We start from the raw sequence: 13676 nt of genomic DNA, 5'->3' as shown, positions 1-13676 counted from the left end.
ATCACACGATCGTCACCGTAAAGGGACCGGACATAGGTCCGGGCGGGGCCACTGAAACCTTTGGCTCGACATAATAATCGTATGTCCCCGCAGGAGGACAGGCAGCGCTTTCCCGATACAGCACGACGTCATCGACGGTGCCCTCGAAGGGCAGACCGCCAAAGATACCGGCGCTCGCGGGCGCAGCAGGTGCCGTCAATGTGCCAAAGTGCAGCCCGGAGTCTGGCGCACTGGCGCTGCCCGCAGTCGTGCTGCCCACGATCCGGAACACGGTCGATCCGAGGCCTCCGGCATTGACCTGGGTGTAGGCGAACCGATAGGTCGCACCCTCAACCAGCGACGGTGTCTGGCTGAGATAGCCGTTGACCCCTGCGGCCAGGTTTGCAACCCCATCGGAAAAGGTCCAGCCCGTCGCCGCCCAACCGGTGCCGTCGTCGAGCGAGCCGTTTGAGATCAGGTTGACCATCGTGGTGTCGCCGTCGCGGAGGACGAAGGTGCGCCCTGGGGTGACCGGGAACACCTCCCCAACCGCGTGCAGATCCCGGTCCAACGGCTCGCCGGTTGGAACCCGGTAGACCTGCAGTTGCTTGGTTCTCGCGTCTAAAGCAATGGCCACGGTCAGCGTCACGTGACCGAGACCCGCCACAACATCTACCGAAGCGAGATCGCCCGAATCCGGCGCATCTTCGTCCTGCTCGCCGATCGCAAACGTGACGATCTCCGAAAAAGCGCTTGGGATTAACGCCCGCGACAGGGCCCGCACCCGAAGATCGAGGCCGGTGGCGTAGGAATACACCTCGATAGTGCCACCTCCGTCGGCTACGGGCACGTCAATCACGCTCCAGCCCGACGTTCCTGTCTCGCGGTGCTCAACCTCAAAGCGTTCGACCGGGATCGCTCCGGACCCCGGTGCCACGATGAAATGCACAATCTCGGGTTCGAGCATGCTGATTTTGTAGCCGGAACTGACCGAAACGATCCGAGGGACGGCGGGAGCGGTCAGATCGTCATCGAGCGCCTCACCAATCCGACCGGTCCAGGGCGGGATCACTGCGGCGTCGGTCAGTTCGTCAATAATCGTCGCCTCATCAATCAGGCGCAGCAGCACGCTGTCATCCTTGCCGTTTTCCACACTCAGTACACGCATCGGTGCGCTCTCCGATCCCGCAAGACCGAAGAATACCAGCGACCCCACGGCGGGCATCGGCCCGGCACCTGTCAGACGCAGGAGGGTCTGTTCCCCCTCTTGGTAAACGACCTGCCTGACCAGAGGTGTCCCAATCGTGTCAGCTGGATCAGAGGCGTCAGAGAACACCCGATACCTGACGCCGTAACTGCGATCACCGCTCATGGTGATGATGTCGTCGAGTTCGATCAGCGTGCCCTCGACCGCGACGACCCGCGCAGCCTTCTGAATCGCATCCAGGACCCCGTGGCTGACCCTTACCAGGTCACCTCGGGTGGCCACCCGGACCGGACCCAGCTGGTTCAGCTGATAGGTGTCAGGGCGGTGGATGATCTCATAGGCGCGGCGCAACAATTCACGGTAGATCTCATCGGGATAGACCTTCCCCGGTGCCTCCATCACTTCGGTCAGGTCAATCTCGCCCTCGTAGCCTGGCCAGCGCACAAGCCGTTCGTCTGGCTCGTAGTCGTTTTCGGCATTGCGGAACTTGACACGAAGAGCATGCGGTCTCGTCACATAATTGCGCTCGATCGAAAACCCCCAGGAGTTGCGCGGGCTGATTTCATCGACCGGTAATTCCTGCGGACGATCGATCACCACCCCCCAGAGCATGCCATCGTGACGCGGCGAAGCCCGCCCGGCTGAGGCGACCTGTGCCAGCGCCTGGCGCAGGGTCGTGCTGCCGTCATCCAGAACCCCGTCATACCGCAGGCCCTTCAGGCGGCAGTAGTCGTGCCAGTCAACCAGCAGATCAAGGTCAATGCCCGCATCCGCGACGGGACGAGGATTACCCGGACTTTGCAGGATATAGCGATAAAGCGACGCGGGGTTGCTGGTCGCTCGTCTGATCCAGGTCTCGGTCTCGTGATCCCAGTCCAGACAAACCCGCTTCACGATGGCATTCAGATTGTCGAGCTGTCCGTTGAGCTGATAGGTCGCACGCATCCGCACAGCCAGCAGAGCCAACGGCAGATCGGTGTTGAGCGGATATTCCGGACGCAGGGTCTGCAGCGCAGCCCAAACGGTGCGATCCTGGACTTGCGTCGAAGTGTTCTCGCTGGTCATTCGCGTCAGCCGGATCTGCCAGCGGCCCCGCGACGGAAAGGCAAAACGCTCCAGCCTGTAAATGGTTTCAAGCTTCTTGGCGCCGATCAACATCTCGCGCACCAGCGTCCAGTCGTCACTGCCAATCTCAGCATATTCAATCTTGATCTTCACGCGGCGGATCTGGGGGATCTGGGCTTCGCTGTCGCCATCCATGCGGTACAGACCGGCGGGAAAGGCCAGCACGATCCCGACAGCCGAGGCATCGCGGCCCGTGGTCCGGGTCACTGGCGTCTCGATCGAATCGGCGTCGTCGATGATCTCACCGAGATCGTCGCGCGCCTTGGGCCGGGTCAGTTCGGCGTTGATGCCCTCCTCGACAATCTGACGCGGATAGAGCGTGACAGGCGAATCGTCCGGCAGGCCGAGCCGCAGTTCGGTCTCGACGTCCTCGTACTCCGAGATCGGCGTGTCACCGATCCTGATGTCCGTGATTTCCACCTCACCAATACCGAAGGCGAAGAGACTGACCACGTGCTGCAGATCCCCGACGATGTCAGTATAGTTCGTCGCCGCATATGGCGGGTCATACCGCATTGTGCCCAGCACCACCGGCACCGCACCGTCAGGATTGAGCCTGTTGCGCCATCCAGAAATCGCATAGCGGTTCTCGGCCTGCTCAGGTTCGGACGGAGGCACCAGAGAATTAATCAGCAAGGATCCGACAACATTGACGCCGAGCGTGATCAACCCGCCCGCCAGCTCGGCGGAGATCCCGAGCGCCGACCCGAGGGCTGCACCATAGACGCCACCGAGGGCAATCGCCGCCACAGAGACGAGAATGCCCAGGATCGACCGGCCTCCATCGTCCGCAGGGATCACCCGCAGCACCACATGCACACCGGCATTGGGTCGCACAATCGGCCAGAAGCGCCGCTCGATCATCTGCATGCCAGAGGGGGTGACCAGGGTGATCCGCAGCATCTCAAGTTCGGCTTCAGAAAGACCGGGCAGCGCCCGCCGAACGATTTCGGCCAGGGTGGCGCCGTGCGGCATGTCGAACCGCACCCGACAGGTGACCGGATCAAAGAGTGCAGCCACCAGAACCGGCACCATGGGACGTTCGAGCGCACCGGTCATCCGCGTGCTCCCGCAGAGATCATCTCGACATGGCGGTAATGTCCGGCCAGGCGGTTGCCCCACTTGCCGGTACGGTAATCCTCCAGCTTGGCACAGTCGCGCGCCGCCATGTGGATCATCAGGCCGTGGCGCACGACCACACCCAGATGCGTCGGCAACTTGCCGCGCCGGAACACGGCCAGGTCAAAGGAGACGGCGCTGCCAGACACCGGCACCCAGACCGGCGTCTGTTCGGCGCCGACAATCAGGCTGGCAATTTCGCCATGCTCCTCGACCGAGCCATAACCCAGATAGTCTGGCAGACTGATACTGAGCTCCTCGCGGAAAATGACTGTGGTCAGACCCCAGCAGTCGGCACCCGACCGGTCGCGGCCACGATCCTCGAATGGCAGGCCGATAAAGTTGTTGCACCAATGGGTCACAGGTGCAGGCCCGGAAAGCGGGTGCGGGACATGCGAGGCGACGGGAACAGTTCCTGCTCAATTTCCTCCCGGCCCAGAGCCAAGGTCACCTCCCCCGAAGACATCGAGGACGACTGGATGGTCATGTCGCTCCATTCGGCTTCGATCTCATTCGGGGACGATGCCAGAACATCGGCCATGCGCACGAAAGCCATATCTCCGAAGGACCGCATGAGCCTGGCCATCTCGCCGTCCAGATCTTCCAGCACGATAGCGGCACTGGAGGGCGCGTCTTCCAGATCCGACGGCAGAAGGGCCGATGCCACAACCCAGTGATAGGGTTCGGTCAGCGGGTTGGCGCCGCGCCAGGAAGATCGCGTGCCATACATCCGGGGTTCGTCCGAAAGCCGTTCCGTGTTATCGGTCGAGAGCCTGATCGGGGCGTCGAGGGAGGGATGGCTGATCTCGAAAAGTGCCACGTGGATCTGACCGGAACCTTGGGCATCCTGCGCCTGGCGGGCATTGAGCGACAGGCGTCTCATGGCAGCACCCAGAGTGAAAACGTCATGCGGAATTCGATGCCCTGGACCGCTTGGGCGGGGATCGTGTCGCCAAAGCTGCACAGCCACCGCGCGGCCAGGACAATCGGGACATCGCCGTCGGTCAGAAGCGGCGCACCGTCGCCGGTCGCCAGCCCCCACCCTTCGGTGGTCGGGTCAGGCATGTAGAAAAGCAGGCTGCCATGGCCGGTCGTGACCTCGAAGAAGTTGTCAAAGACCGCCCTTTCCTGACGCGTCAGGATCAGCGACAAGGCGATAGACCGGGCCGGATTGCTGAAGCGGCGACGGTAACTGGGCGGGCCGGTTTCGTTCTGGGTCTTCAGCCGCGCCTCCTGCCAGCTGAGTTTCCAGCTGTTGCGTTCCGGACGGGGCAGCTCCTCGGGCCAAACGGCATAGGTCATCGCAAGTGCCCCCGCTGCTGCAGCGAGTACTTCTGTTCCAGCGCCCTTGGCAGCGGGTTGCCGCGCTGGCTGACCGCAGCGGCACCCTGCGCGCCGATGGTCATGGATAGTTGCCGCCCGCCGCGTCCGTCAGGAGTTTCCTCCTGGGCGACGGCCTGACCGGTCAAATTGTAGACGTTCACCGCCGTCAGCCCGCCGCTCTGGCCCGATGCCTGGTTTCCGCTGAAACCGGGAAAGACCTGACCGGCGCTGGCATATCCGCCGTCGCGGTATCCGCGCATCGCGCCGCGCCGCATGGCGTCCAGGTTTCTGACGCCGATCCGCGCGGTAGATTTGGCGTCGAAGACGTATTCCTTCTCGTGAACGAAGCCTGCAACGCGCGCAGGATCGGTGCCACCAGTCTGACCGCCAACGTCAAACCCGGGCAAGCCCGCTGCCCCCGCAATCCCGGCGACCAGGCCGCCCAAGAGGTTGGTCTGAAATCCCTGACCGCCCCCGCCACCGGTGATGGCTCCGGACAGGGCAGAGCCGAACACGTCAAAGCCGTTGCCCAGGACGCCCAGGTTGTTGGTCGCATCCGTGGTGGTGGCCCCGAACTTCTCCATCGCCTGATTGGCGGCCGTCAGGCGCTTGTCGAAATGCATAGCACCCTCGGGGTTCGCCGCAGACCAGCCTTGCGGGCGCTCGAACCCGACAAAGGCACCGGTAGCCTCACGCACATTTTGCGACGCCATGAGACGTTTCATGGCACCGTTCTCGGAGGTCTGCAGCTCCTTCCAGGCGAATTCGAGCTGGGCGTTGACGTCGCCCAGGTTGCCCTTGCCGCCGATATCAGAGAGAAGCCCCTGGCCGCGTCCTGCATGGTGCTGGAACAGTCCGAAGGATGTACCACCATCCCCAACGGATGCTGGATTGAACCCGCTTTCCGCGCTCATGTTTCCCATGATTCCAGCGATCTGATGTGGCTTCAGACCCTTGTCGGCGAAGAATTTCCATGCCTGATCCTGGACAACCTGGCTGCCCGGAAGCGGCCCAGAGGTGACGCCGGGCACCTGAAGCGCTGCACCGTTGACGTTGGCCACCTGTCCAGGAGCCATGCCGCCATTGATGACAACGCTGGCGGCGGTGACGGTCATTGCGCCGACGTCCATGGATTTCGAAGAGATTTGCGGCACCCGCTCGCCGGTGAATGCGCCGGTCAGGCGCTCCCAGATGCCGCCCAAACCGCCCACATCGCCGAGGGTGCCCATGTCGGTGCCCAAAAGGGCATTCTTCAGTGGATTGCTGACAGACATCTCCAGCAGCATGCCCTGCAGATCATTTGCCACACCCTGCAAGGCACCGCTGAGATCGCCGTTGCTCAGCTTGTCGACGATGCCATCGATGGCGCTTTCGCCAGCCGAGCGGACATTGTCCCAGGCGTCAATCTGGCGGTTCAGCTCACGGGTCTCGGCCGCCATGGCCATGGCGGCGTCACGCATGCCCTGAGCCTCGGCGCTGCGGGCCGGAATACCCGCCTCGCGGATGGCACGTTCGGTTTCGAGCAGGGCGATGGTGCGGGTGCGTTGTTCGGCGCTGGCGCCAAGCAACGCGGCCTCGACCCGCAGCCGTTCGAGGGTTTCGCGCTGACCCCGGATGAAGCCATCGGCGGCGGCGCGATTTTCGAGATCGGTGAGACCTGCGTAGCTTTGGCGCAATTGCGCGATGATGCCGGTCAACCGGGCCAATTCTGCCCCCTGAGCGGACGCGGCGGCGGCAATCAAAGGACGCAGCTCAAGCTCCTGCTGCAGCGCGCGGTTTGCCTGTTCGGACGTCATCGTTCCCGCTGCAACCTGACGATTCAGCTGACGGCGGATTTCCAGCTCTTGCTGCGACATCTGGATCCGGGCTTCGGTTGCCCCCAGCGCTTCGCCAAGCGACCGGTTTCGGGCGCGGTCGGCTTCGGTTGCGATCTTGGCGGCCGAGACCTCGTCACCTGCCATCTGAAGCCGGACGCGCCGTGCTTCCAGCTCGGCCCGCAGCAACGGATTGCGCTCGTTCTGGATGGCAATGTCGATCCGGTCCAGTTCCGACGCAATTTTCTGACGGTCGATCAGGCCCTGAAGCGCGTTGGACTTGCCTTCGATCGCGGCATCGATGCGCGACCGCTGGGTGCCGTCCTGACCCGGCGCTCCGCGCCCGGCCTGAAGCGCTGCGATCTGGTTGCGCAGCTCCTCTTCGCGCATCGGAGTTTTGTTAACGTCAGACTTTTCGGCAATGTCGAGGGACATTTCCCCAATGCGGGCCTGTTCTAACGCCCGCCCAGCTGCCTCTTTCTTTCGGACATCTTCTTCAGCCTGGCTGATTTCGGCAAGCAACTCGGCTCGCTCGGCGCGCAAGCGTTCTAGTTCGGCTCGTGTATTTTGATTGGTGACCTTTTTGCGGACCCTAATGATTTCCGCGTCCAGACCTCTCAGCCGATCCTCTGGTGATATTTTTGCGGTCAATACGGTGTTGATCGTCGATCCAATCGCATCGCCTGCATTGGATGCCATGGCCTGTACATCCTGCCAGGCGCGTCCCAGAGCCGTCGTGGCCTCGGACGCATCAGCCAGCCGCCCTGGCAGCGCCTCAAGCAGAACGGCCTGCGCTTCGCTGACGCGGTTCTGCGCCGCCAGGTTGCGGGCATGGCGGGCGGTGGCCGCATCGATCAGCCCGTATTTCTGATAGAGCGCGTCCGCCGCCTTGGCCGGATCGGAAAACATCTCGGCGAGCGCACCGCCCGCCGCCGCCGCATCGAGACCCAGCGTGGCACCAAAATCTTCGGACATGGCGATCAGATCTTTGAAATGGTCCGATCCAATCCGACCGGTGTTCAGGAACCCGACCTGCATTTCGCGCGCCGCTTTGATCGAGATGCCCGCCGCCGCTGCCGCCGCCCGCGCCGACGCCTCCATTTCCGCCGCACTGCCCGCCGTCGCCCGGCCCAGTCCCTCGCTGGCCGTGGTCACGGCCTTGGTCGAGATTAGGTATCCGTTGAACGATGTAGCCGCGACCACTGCGGTCGCCGCCGTGGCCCCGATGGCCAGACGGGCCGGTGTCAGAAAACCTCTGACCGCCTGCAAAGTCTGGCCAAGCCCGCCGAAAATGTCAGTGATCTGCGGACCCTGCTGCAGCAGCACCTGCAGGGGCGGCATTCCCAGCGCCAGAGACTGGAACGTATCGCTGAGCTGAAACCGCAGGTTCTGCGCCTCAAATGCCGTGAGCTTCATGGTTCCCGAGCTGGACTTCAGTGCGCGATCACTCCGGTCGATGCTTTGCACCGAGCGCTCGTAGCCGGTTTGCAGGCGCGCCAGTGCTTCAGCGTGTTCCCGGCGGCTCAACGCGCCGATCTGCTCAGCCTTGTTGATGTTTTCCAGCTCGCGCTCGTATTCCCGCTGGGCAGCATAGAGCGGGGCGTATTTGGCCCGCAGATCGTCGATCTGTTGCGGATCGGGGCCGGGCGTCGAGCCGGGCTGGGGACCGGCTCCTGGCGCACCCGGCGGTACGGCCAGAGATTGCGGCCGCGCGCCGTTTGCGCGATGCGCGGCCGCACGGGCCTCTTCTTCGGCCCTGGCCAGATCCCGCGCGGCCTCAGCGGCGGCACGGGTGGCGGCAGTGTCCTTTTCCAGGCCGTCGGTATGGGACTTTGTCGCAGCGGTCGATTTGCCGGTCTGACCCGTGGCCTTGTCGACATCGCCCTTCAGATCGGCCAGCGCAGTTTTGGCCTGAGACGTATCGCCGCGAAACACCAGTGAGTAGTTAAGCTGCTTGTCGGCCATTACACCAGTTCCCCGAATGCGGCCAGTGCGGCCAGCTCCATGTCCTGCAGATCCTCAAAGACCCGGTCCGCCGCACCCATTCGGCGCAGCACGATATCGACCGCGCCATAGTCCAGTCCCAGATGCACGTAACCACGGTTCCGTGGGGCGGTGCGCCACTGGGTCTGGCAGCCGAGAAATGCGGTCACGCTCTCCCAGTTGCAGGCCCAGACGGCGAAGGTGTCGCCGTCGTCGTCACCGGGGGCCTCAGCTTCAAACGCCACACCCATGGCGGCAAAGTCACTGAGCACCCGGTCGTCGGCGGTGACCGGCACAGTCCGGTCGCTTCGACCCAGCGACGCGAAGGCCCAGGCCCGCGCCGCCGCCTTCAGTTTCCCAGGCGGACTTCCTGACCGTTAATGCTCTGACGATAGGCGTCGTAAACGCCGATCCGGAACCAGGTCTGCTGCAAGGCATTGCCAAAGGTCGCGTCGTTGAACGGGATCGGGGCTTTGTCCGGCCCGACCACGTCGTCCCAGTTGCGGCTGATGCGTCGCAGCCAAGCGCGCTCATGTGCGGCTTGCGCTTCGGCGGTCGTCAGTCCCTGGTAGCCATCTGTATGGGCAACGGCCTCGTCCTGGTCCTGCGCCTCGAACTGGATCTTGAATTGCTGTTCGACAATTTTTCCGGGAGTATCGGGATCCGGAATGCGCACGGTGACAGGCCACCAGTAGAGCTGCTGTTCGGTGAGGACAAAATTCATGGACATTCTCCGGATCAGGGGTGTCAGAAACCCCGGGCGCGCTGACGCCCGGAGCCGGTCAGCGGACGACGATTTTCATCTCGTCGAGGCCCGTGTCGGGGCAGAGCATCAGAGGCAGCGAATAGTTGACGATGCCGTCGGTCGCGCCCTGGGTTGGACGACCGATCTCGACCTCAGGCGCGGTGATCTCGACGATGTTGCCAGCCGTGGTGCCATGAACGATCGATAGTGCCGCGCGCGTGCGCGCCTGAGCGATGGCAAACCAGTTGATCGTCGCGAGCGACGTCGCCTTGAGCACGGCTGTGCCGGTGCTCTGACGGTTGGTGATCTTGATTTCTTCCTCACCGATGAGGAAGCGCGGGGTCACCGTGTTGCCAAGATCGATCGACAGGCTTTCGGCCACCGAGGTCCAGCCGTGAAGGGTCAGAACCGTGTTGGCTTTGGAAACGGGCAGCGGCTTGATCAGCCCGGCCGCGCTGACCGCCGGATTGGTCTGATCACTGATCGTGCCGAGCAGGCCCATGAGATTGAATCGGTACTGCGGGATGCCTTTGGCGTTGTACGTCTTGGCGACGGTCCCGCGAGATCCCAGAAGGACGTGCCGGACCTTGTCCATGACGAAATAGATCGACCCTGAATCCACATCGTCCTCAATGATCTCATAGGTCACATCGGTGGCAGCGGTCACCGTTTCGGAAAATCCGCAGATTCGCAGCAGCGAGCCATAACGCGGCACGGTCCCGGCGGCACCGGCACCGGCGATCTCGATGTTGAACTCCAGCCGGGCATAGATGCCGGCCAAGATGATGCCCTGCGAGCCGAGGTGCGGCAGAATGAGATCGCGCGGTGCGTCTTCCCCTTCCATCGGCGAGAAGGTGACGTTGCTGGCAATCATCGCATCAACAGTGCCCGGCGTGATGTCCGTGGCATAGGTGGTTTCGATCTTGTGCAGGATCGCCAGTTTGCGCTCAAAACGGTCAGCCATGGTCAGTCGCCCTTCTTGGCCGCGTCAGCCGTAGCGGTGGCTTCGGACGGTGTTGCGGTTTGGGGAGCAGGTGCAGGCGCGGGCTTTGTCGCCTGCTGCACTTGCTTGAGCTTTTTGGTCTTCGGATCGCGGGTGAAGCGACCGCCAGTCGTTGGTCTGTCCATTGTCAGGCTCCTGTCAGAAATCGGCTGGTTTCCCATGTCTGGGCGTAAATCGTGACGCTGTTTCCAAGCGCGCTGCCTTCGCCACCCACCAACTCGAAAGGGTCGCTGGACTCAAACGGGGACCACCCCGCCAGGGCACCCTCGATCGAGGACTTGAAGCCATCGAACATCAGGGCGCGCTCAGATCCTCTGGCGTCGTTGTGCTGGCGGATCACAAAGGCGACCACGACCTGAACTTTCACCTTCTGACGGAACCCGCCGGTGGAAAGCGGATTGGGCGTCGCCCGCTCGCGCCAGGGCACGACAAAGGCGGCGCCGTGGTCGGCGGCAGTGCTCTTGGCCAGCGCCTCGATGTCCTCGGCCACCTGGACGGCCGTCATGGCCGTCGCCTCGTCCTGCAGGCGCTGAACGATCTCGGCAATCATCTCCAGCCCCCCAGTGCGCAGGGTGTGAACACCTGGTCTGGAGAAGAAGACAGGTGGCCTTCCGTGGTGGCAGGGTCAGCACCGGCTGCGTCGGGAATGGCAATCAAGCCGCGCGAGACATCCTTGAGCGCCTTGATCGCATCATCGTAATCCTTGACCACGTGCTCGGGAGCACCGTCGCGGTGCAACCGGTAGCGCGCGATCGACACGGCCCAGGTGGTGACAAGCCTTGGCGTGGTCGCCAGTGGCAGGTTGTAGCGCACCCCGACATAGCCGTTGATCTCTTCGTCCGCGTCTTCCAGCGCGGCGCCGATCACGTCGGCATCGGCCTCATCATCGCCATCGCGGTCAGAAATCTGAAGGATCTCGGTTTCACCGGCGCGCTCGACCAGGTCTGTGAGGGTGGCGTAAGACATCGGATCAGGCTTCAGGCAGGTCGATGCGGGACGGCTGGAAGACCGCGCGGTTCGCGGCCATGAAGCCCTGTTCGATCTGCGTGCGGCCTATCGCCAGCCAGCGCTTGTCGGTGGCGGGATCTGCGGCGAGGTCATCGAGAACCCGCAGCACGCGCTCTTCGAGATGCTTGTTGATCTGCACCTGGGCAACGGCCGCGTCGGTCTGCGGACGGTATCCGGCGACGGGCAAACCAGTGTTCGGAGCTTTGGTCATGATGTCTGATCCGGCTGGACTTCATGCACGAGAAGGTCGGAACCGCTGTGAACGTGAAACTCGCGCTCTTCCCCAGCCGCAACCTGCTGCGTCCATTCCGGGTTGCGCGTTGCTGTATCGACGCTTGTGACATCGACGGCCCAGCCATGCTTCGCCCGAACAATTACAGATGTGGTCATATTGGAACTATCCTCTGGAAGATGCGCCGGTTTGGACTCCCGCCCCGGCGCTTTGGTCTGTCCGCTCTCGCGGTGCGTTCAAATCAGGCCGATCAAACCTTGTCCGGTGCGCGCGGGTCGGGCGTCAGGAAGGGCGAAAGCCAGAGATACCGGGGGACGGGCAGTTCCCCGGTGGCCGGGGGGAGAGACGCCAAATCGATCTCGGCCGAGACTTCGGCGAAAAGGAGCGCCGAGTCGGCGGGGATCAGGGCCTGAGCGGTCGCGATTTCAGGTGCGACCAGGAGCGTTGGCATCGTATCGGCTTCGGAGACCGAGAGGATATCGAGGCCAGCCGGGGCCGTATCGTCGCAAGCGGACAGCAGGCCCGCCACGCCGACTGCGGCGATCAGTGAGAGAGTGGAGAAAATGCGCGTCATGGGGTTTCCATCTGCTGGGGTTGAAAGCGGGGCGACGGCATTGCCGCCCCGCCCGAGGGTCACGAATGACCTGAAGCTGTGGATCAGCTCTTCTTGGGTTGCGCTGCACCCTTACGGGTGGTCTTCGCGCCTACGATCGGGGGGGTATCCTGCTCGGTCTGCGTCTCGGCACCGGCGGCTGTCCTGACCTGGGCCAATTCGGCTTCCAGAGCCTTGATCCGGACATCCGCGTTTTCTGCCGCCTGGGCGAAGCCATGCGAACGTTGATCTGCCTCTTCGGCGCGGGCATTCGCCGCTTCCGCCTGAGCGAGCGCTTTGTCCTTTTCCGCCGTCAGACCGGCCAGTGCGGTTTCGACAGCCGCTGCGACGATTGCATTGGCGATTTCTTCGGCACGGGCACTAACCAGGGCTTCGAATGCCACATCGACTTCGTCGCCAATCTGCACTTCCCCTTCAACTCCGGGAACGGCGCCAGCGTCAAAGAGCTGCGACGCAACCATCGGCGTCACCCAGACCGCCTTGCCTTTCGGTTCCCGCACGCCGTCGATCTTGGCGGGGGCGATCAGGGTGACTTCGAATTTTGCGGGTTTTGCGGGAGTGTCCATCACGATGCCGCTGCCCCTGCGTTCTGAAACAGAAACCCGCCTTCGATGCCGACGATGTAGGGGCGGCGCTCGACCTTGGTCGGGTAGATCCAGCTATCGTTCGAGTTCTCGAAGTAGCCGGTCTGGACCTGTGGATAGCCGCGCAGTTCGTAGGTGTAGCCGTAGGCCGGGACCATAAAGTTGTCGCCGGTCATCGGCACGTATGCCAGGATAGCATCGTCGCCCCAGACGTCCGTCGCCATCTCCGATTCGGCGGCCGTCTCGGGCAGATAGACTGCCTTGCCAACGATCACCTTCGGGATCCGGAAATACGCTGCCAGCATCTCGACTGTAATCGAATCCTTCGAGGTGTACTTGAACGCGTCCCTGATATCCGGGTGATCGCAGAGGCCGTTGAACGCACTGGGACTGAGCGCCAGCGTATTGCCATAACGACCGATGGAGCCTCTGATCGCTTCGTTCGCGTCACGCACATCTGCAAAGGGTGTGCTGGCCGAAGCCGTCCACCGGTCAGTGCCCGTCAGCGCCAGCTTGTGGTTACCATCATAGCTGGCGGCAGTGCGCGCCATGTTGGCACATTCGAATTCCAGCCCGAGATCGAGAACATCGAGCACCATGCTGACGGCGTTCGCACTGAGATCGATGCCCGGAATGCTCTGAGCCTCTTCCTGATGCTCGACCGGAACCAGCGCCTCCAGAGCATCCTGGACAAGCGACACCGGATCGGAGGCGTAGCCGTACTGGATGCGCTTCTTGTCGGCACCCGGCGCACGGCGGGTATTCACCATACGGAAGCTTTCCTTGCCGAACTTCAGAACACGCATCGCGCGGTTCGGGATCGGCACACGCGGAAACAGCAACTGCGAGATGAATTCGAGATTGCGATAGCCGCGCGCGTGGGTCGAGAGGATCGGATCGATGACCCCGGCGGTGCGCGTGTTGAGAACGGTCTGGTTCAT

Annotated in this window: 16 protein-coding genes; all 16 read right to left on the bottom strand. The window is 63.0% G+C overall.

The window, feature by feature from the left end; genetic code table 11:
- Position 1 precedes the first annotated feature (1 nt).
- A complete protein-coding gene (locus IMCC21224_RS16935; protein WP_053079022.1) occupies positions 2–3370 on the bottom strand; it encodes a hypothetical protein in 3369 nt (1122 codons plus the stop codon).
- Positions 3367–3792 carry an NlpC/P60 family protein gene (locus IMCC21224_RS16930; RefSeq protein ID WP_047996339.1) on the bottom strand — a complete coding sequence of 142 codons (426 nt, stop codon included), beginning with the start codon at positions 3790–3792 and terminating at the stop codon, positions 3367–3369. The genes IMCC21224_RS16935 and IMCC21224_RS16930 overlap by 4 nt, the downstream gene beginning before the upstream one ends.
- Positions 3789–4313 (bottom strand): hypothetical protein, encoded by a 525-nt coding sequence (locus IMCC21224_RS16925; protein WP_047996338.1) that lies wholly within the window; start codon positions 4311–4313, stop codon positions 3789–3791. Before IMCC21224_RS16925 ends, IMCC21224_RS16930 begins: the two co-directional genes overlap by 4 nt.
- Positions 4310–4732 carry a hypothetical protein gene (locus tag IMCC21224_RS16920; protein ID WP_047996337.1) on the bottom strand — a complete coding sequence of 141 codons (423 nt, stop codon included), beginning with the start codon at positions 4730–4732 and terminating at the stop codon, positions 4310–4312. Before IMCC21224_RS16920 ends, IMCC21224_RS16925 begins: the two co-directional genes overlap by 4 nt.
- Positions 4729–8532: a phage tail tip lysozyme gene (locus tag IMCC21224_RS16915; RefSeq protein ID WP_047996336.1), complete on the bottom strand. Its 3804-nt coding sequence runs from the start codon at positions 8530–8532 to the stop codon at positions 4729–4731. The genes IMCC21224_RS16920 and IMCC21224_RS16915 overlap by 4 nt, the downstream gene beginning before the upstream one ends.
- Positions 8532–8846 (bottom strand): DUF1799 domain-containing protein, encoded by a 315-nt coding sequence (locus tag IMCC21224_RS16910; protein WP_053079021.1) that lies wholly within the window; start codon positions 8844–8846, stop codon positions 8532–8534. Before IMCC21224_RS16910 ends, IMCC21224_RS16915 begins: the two co-directional genes overlap by 1 nt.
- 53 nt (positions 8847–8899) lie before the next feature.
- Complete coding sequence (locus tag IMCC21224_RS16905; RefSeq protein WP_047996335.1) at positions 8900–9274, bottom strand: hypothetical protein; 375 nt, start codon at positions 9272–9274, stop codon at positions 8900–8902.
- Between the two features lie 58 nt (positions 9275–9332).
- On the bottom strand, positions 9333–10259 hold the full coding sequence (locus IMCC21224_RS16900; RefSeq protein WP_047996334.1) for a phage tail tube protein: 927 nt from the start codon (positions 10257–10259) through the stop codon (positions 9333–9335).
- 2 nt (positions 10260–10261) lie between these two features.
- Positions 10262–10423, bottom strand: a complete 162-nt coding sequence (locus tag IMCC21224_RS28255) for a hypothetical protein (protein ID WP_197089217.1) — start codon at positions 10421–10423, stop codon at positions 10262–10264.
- Between the two features lie 2 nt (positions 10424–10425).
- A complete protein-coding gene (locus IMCC21224_RS16895) occupies positions 10426–10848 on the bottom strand; it encodes a hypothetical protein (protein WP_047996333.1) in 423 nt (140 codons plus the stop codon).
- A complete protein-coding gene (locus tag IMCC21224_RS16890) occupies positions 10845–11264 on the bottom strand; it encodes a gp436 family protein (RefSeq protein WP_047996332.1) in 420 nt (139 codons plus the stop codon). Before IMCC21224_RS16890 ends, IMCC21224_RS16895 begins: the two co-directional genes overlap by 4 nt.
- 4 nt (positions 11265–11268) lie before the next feature.
- On the bottom strand, positions 11269–11517 hold the full coding sequence (locus IMCC21224_RS16885; RefSeq protein WP_082135253.1) for a hypothetical protein: 249 nt from the start codon (positions 11515–11517) through the stop codon (positions 11269–11271).
- The gene (locus IMCC21224_RS16880; RefSeq protein WP_047996331.1) at positions 11514–11696 is read right to left on the bottom strand and encodes a hypothetical protein; all 183 of its coding nucleotides are present in this window, start codon (positions 11694–11696) and stop codon (positions 11514–11516) included. The genes IMCC21224_RS16885 and IMCC21224_RS16880 overlap by 4 nt, the downstream gene beginning before the upstream one ends.
- Before the next feature lie 92 nt (positions 11697–11788).
- Complete coding sequence (locus IMCC21224_RS16875; RefSeq protein ID WP_047996330.1) at positions 11789–12112, bottom strand: hypothetical protein; 324 nt, start codon at positions 12110–12112, stop codon at positions 11789–11791.
- A gap of 83 nt (positions 12113–12195) precedes the next feature.
- Positions 12196–12717, bottom strand: coding sequence for a hypothetical protein (locus tag IMCC21224_RS16870; RefSeq protein WP_047996329.1), 522 nt, complete (start codon positions 12715–12717; stop codon positions 12196–12198).
- Positions 12717–13676: a major capsid protein gene (locus IMCC21224_RS16865; RefSeq protein ID WP_047996328.1), complete on the bottom strand. Its 960-nt coding sequence runs from the start codon at positions 13674–13676 to the stop codon at positions 12717–12719. The genes IMCC21224_RS16870 and IMCC21224_RS16865 overlap by 1 nt, the downstream gene beginning before the upstream one ends.

The organism is Puniceibacterium sp. IMCC21224 (assembly GCF_001038505.1).
Taxonomy (GTDB): Bacteria; Pseudomonadota; Alphaproteobacteria; order Rhodobacterales; family Rhodobacteraceae; genus Puniceibacterium.
The sequence above is the reverse complement of the archived record's forward strand: the minus strand, read 5'-3'. Positions and strand labels throughout refer to the sequence as shown.